The following is a 3,712-nucleotide window of genomic DNA, read 5'->3' as shown; positions in this document are numbered from 1 at the left end:
GCTCGCTTAGAGGTTGCATAGGAACGATATACCCTTTGCAGGAAAATGTTGCTCTTGAAATAATCCAGAATGCTATCTCCGCATCTACAAAAGACCCTCGATTCCCTCCTGTAGAGGCGAGCGAACTAGCTGACATAGATGTTTCCGTCGATATTCTTAGCCCTCCAGAAAGAACCACACTTTCTGGACTTGATCCTAAGAAATATGGCGTCATTGTTTCTCTGGGTTACAGAAAAGGAGTCCTGCTTCCCGATCTTGAAGGTGTAGACACGATTCAAAAGCAGCTATCGATAGCCTTACGGAAAGCCGGCATAAGGGAATCGGAAGATTACAGTATTTTCAGGTTTTCAGTTGAAAGGTATCGCTGAAACCGGTAAGAGGTGAATTCATGAAACCGGCCGTTTACTTTGATGAGTATGGCGAGGACAAGGTACTGCAGTGTCTTCTTTGCCCCTTGCATTGTATAATCAAGCCCGATCAGGTTGGCTTTTGTGGCGTAAGAAAGAATGTTGACGGAATGCTATATTCTCTTAATTACGGTCAGCTCACTTCAATTGCTATAGATCCGATTGAAAAGAAGCCTCTCTATCATCTTTTCCCTGGCGAGAAGATACTTTCAGTTGGTTCATGGGGCTGTAATTTGAGATGCAACTTCTGTCAGAACTGGGAGATTTCGAAGCAACGCCCAAAGACGGTAATGCGTGTTATGCCCCAGCAGCTTATTCAAATTGCTCTGGAGAGAGAATCGCGAGGTATAGCTTTCACTTATAACGAGCCGATTGTCTCTTTCGAATTCATACTTGATACCTCTCGAGCAGCAGCCAAAGAAGGTATATATAGCATACTTGTTACAAACGGAGTGATTGACGAGGAACCCATGGATCTTCTTTCGCAGTCGGTAAGAGGTATGAACATCGATCTTAAGGGTTGGAATGACGAGTTTTACGTGAAAGACATCGGCACAGAAAAACGAGTTGTTCTTCGATCAATAGAGACAGCCAGGAAAGCGGGAACGCACATTGAGTTGACTACGCTCATTATTCCCGGCAAGAACGATTCGCCTGAAGAAATGAGGGAGGAAGCTAAATGGATCTCAGGGCTGTCTAAGGATATCCCACTTCATATTAACAGATACTTTCCTAACTACAAGAGCACAATACCCCCAACTTCGCCTGATTCTCTAATACAACTTGCCGAAGTAGCAAAGGAGTACTTGCGATATGTTTATGTTGGGAATATCGATCTTCCAGGTCTATCGGACACAACATGTCCGTATTGCGGAAACCTCCTGGTCGAGAGAAAAGGTATGCGAAGTTCTGTGGTTGGCATAGATGAAAAAGGAAGGTGCAACAATTGCCAAAAAGAAATCCCAATAGTCTTCTGAGAAACCGAATTTTCCTGTATGGACTCCTCTTTGTTTCCGCAATAATTTTGCTGACAATTGTTTTCTTTCGACAGAAGCCATTGGAGTACTATGACAAAACCGAGTATCATCTGGGAACTTATGTGACAATAAGAGTCTCCTCTTCCACAATGTCCCCAGTTACACTCGCAGAGGCTGCTATGACCGAGATCAAGAGGATAGATGACAAATTTGGGAGCAGAAACAATGGCGTAATCGCTGAGCTGAACAGAACCGGAGAGCTTCATGACATAGATAAGGAAACAAGTTTTCTAATTAGGTCAGCACTGGAAATAGCTCGGAACACGTCCGGTGCATTCGATCCGACCCTCTATTCTCTAACAAGACTGTGGGGATTCGATGATGCATCTTCTAAAAAAAGGATTCCCAGCGATAAGGAGATCGAAGATGCTTTGGGCTCAACGGGTTTTTCAAGAGTTACCTACGATGAAGAGCTGGGATACGTTTCTCTGGTTGATGGAGCGATGATTGATCTTGGAGGGATAGCAAAAGGTTATGCAGTCGATATGGCAATTGCAAAGATCAAATCGCTTGATCCGGAAGCAACAGGTTTCATCGATGCCGGGGGTGACATTGGGGTAATCGGTCCCAAGTATGGGAATAGACCATGGATAGTTGGAGTGAGAAATCCTAGAGGAGAAAGTGTTCAAGATGTTCTTGAATACATCTACCTTTACGACGGTGCTGTAGCTACTTCTGGAGATTATGAGCGATTTTTTATTGAGAACAATGTACGTTACCACCACATTTTTGACCCCGAAACGGGGTTCCCTTCCCGTAGCGGAGTTATAAGTGCAACTGTAATAGGAAAGAGCACCATGCTCGCAGATGCCTATGCAACGGCCGCTTTTGTTATAGGAATGGAACCAGGTGTTACTTTCCTGCCTAGATTTGGAGCCCTTGTATTACTTGTAATGGAAGATATGAGTATCTTTAGGTCTCCAGGTTTTGAAGTGTATCAGGAGAAATGAAATTTACCACGAGAAATGACGTCTTGATTGTAATCGTAGCGTTTGCTCTGGTGATCCTTTTTGCATTTCCGCGTGGAAATGGCTCTTCTTTCGCAGAAGTGTACTGCAATGGAAGACTGGTAAGAACTATAGATCTGAGCTCAGATTCTGAGATTTTTCTTGATGTAGGAATGGTTGTTAAAGTCCAGGGAGGAAAGATTTCCGTGATCGATTCAGACTGTCCAGAGAAGCTTTGTGTTGCCCAAGGAGCAGTAAACATGCCCAATATCCCAATTGTATGTGTACCAAACAGAACTTTGATAAAGATAGTCTCGGATCGGTCTGAAGTTGACGCGATAACTCAATAGGGACTTAGGAAAATCAAGTGAACCACAAACATTCGTCAAGTGAACCACAAACAGCAGGCGAGAAATTTCGTGAAGAATTGGGATCAAAAAAGAAATCGAGTCAATGATTTTGTCTCAAAACTCTGGTTAAACGAGTGACTGTGGAGAAATGATGGAAGCAAAGAGAGTTACTACACTATCGATGTTAATGGCGATAGGGTCTGTTCTTTATCTTCTGGAAAGCCTAATACCGTTTCCACTTCCAATCCCGGGAGGAAGATGGGGCTTTTCCAATCTTGTCTTAATCATAGCGCTGGCCGGCTTGCCTTTCGGCGACATCCTGACTCTTTCAATAGGCAAGAGTATCATCGGAAGTTTGCTGGCAGGCAGACTCGCTACTCCAGGTTTTCTGATGGGAGTTGCAGGCGCAGTTTCGTCCGCAGCAACCATGTGGCTTATGAACAAAACCGGAAAGTTTGGTCTATTTGGAATAAGTATAGCAGGCGCAGCGATTAGTAATTTCTCACAGCTAATGGTAGCTTCTTCGCTTATTATTAAGAATATAGAGATCATCTTTCTTTACCCCTATATGTTGGTACTTGGATCGATTTCCGCTTCAATTAATGCTTATGTAGCATTTGAAGTCATAAGAAGGATGGGTGATTCACTTTGGCAAGACTAATACTCGGTTCCTCTTCTCCAAGAAGAAGGGAGCTTCTGCATCTACTGAGGGTCTCTTTTGAAGTCATACCTCCAAAGGGAGTAGAGGAGAATCTTTCAGAAAGATTCTGCGAAAAGGAATTGTGCGAACTTTCTCACTTGAAGGCCAAAAATGTCATGCTTAGAAATCCTTTTTCCACTGTAATTGCAGCAGACACGGTAGTCGTTCTTGATGGACTTGTTCTTGGAAAACCATCTTCAGTGGAAGAAGCCTATGAAATGCTGCTTGTCCTCTCGGGTAGGACTCATTCTGTCTTCACCTCAGTTTCCGT

Annotated in this window: 6 protein-coding genes; all 6 read left to right on the top strand. The window is 43.6% G+C overall.

The window, feature by feature from the left end:
- On the top strand, nt 1-368 hold a 368-nt coding region (locus tag BG32_RS02875; protein ID WP_121526342.1), incomplete at its 5' end, for an AMMECR1 domain-containing protein.
- Nucleotides 369-388: 20 nt separating this feature from the next.
- A complete protein-coding gene (gene amrS / locus BG32_RS02870; RefSeq protein WP_121526341.1) occupies nt 389-1,384 on the top strand; it encodes an AmmeMemoRadiSam system radical SAM enzyme in 996 nt (331 codons plus the stop codon).
- Entirely contained in the window at nt 1,354-2,394 is a 1,041-nt protein-coding gene (locus BG32_RS02865) for an FAD:protein FMN transferase (RefSeq protein WP_006492213.1), read from the top strand. The genes amrS and BG32_RS02865 overlap by 31 nt, the downstream gene beginning before the upstream one ends.
- Nucleotides 2,391-2,741: a NusG domain II-containing protein gene (locus BG32_RS02860; RefSeq protein ID WP_006492212.1), complete on the top strand. Its 351-nt coding sequence runs from the start codon at nt 2,391-2,393 to the stop codon at nt 2,739-2,741. The genes BG32_RS02865 and BG32_RS02860 overlap by 4 nt, the downstream gene beginning before the upstream one ends.
- Before the next feature lie 148 nt (nt 2,742-2,889).
- Nucleotides 2,890-3,402, top strand: coding sequence for a Gx transporter family protein (locus BG32_RS02855; protein WP_259459466.1), 513 nt, complete (start codon nt 2,890-2,892; stop codon nt 3,400-3,402).
- A partial coding sequence (locus tag BG32_RS02850) for a Maf family protein (RefSeq protein WP_183084270.1) occupies nt 3,390-3,712 on the top strand: 323 nt, incomplete at its 3' end. The genes BG32_RS02855 and BG32_RS02850, both read left to right, overlap by 13 nt.

The organism is Mesotoga sp. HF07.pep.5.2.highcov (genome assembly GCF_003666285.1).
Lineage (GTDB): Bacteria > Thermotogota > Thermotogae > Petrotogales > Kosmotogaceae > Mesotoga > Mesotoga prima.
This window is presented reverse-complemented; position numbering and strand designations above follow the sequence as displayed.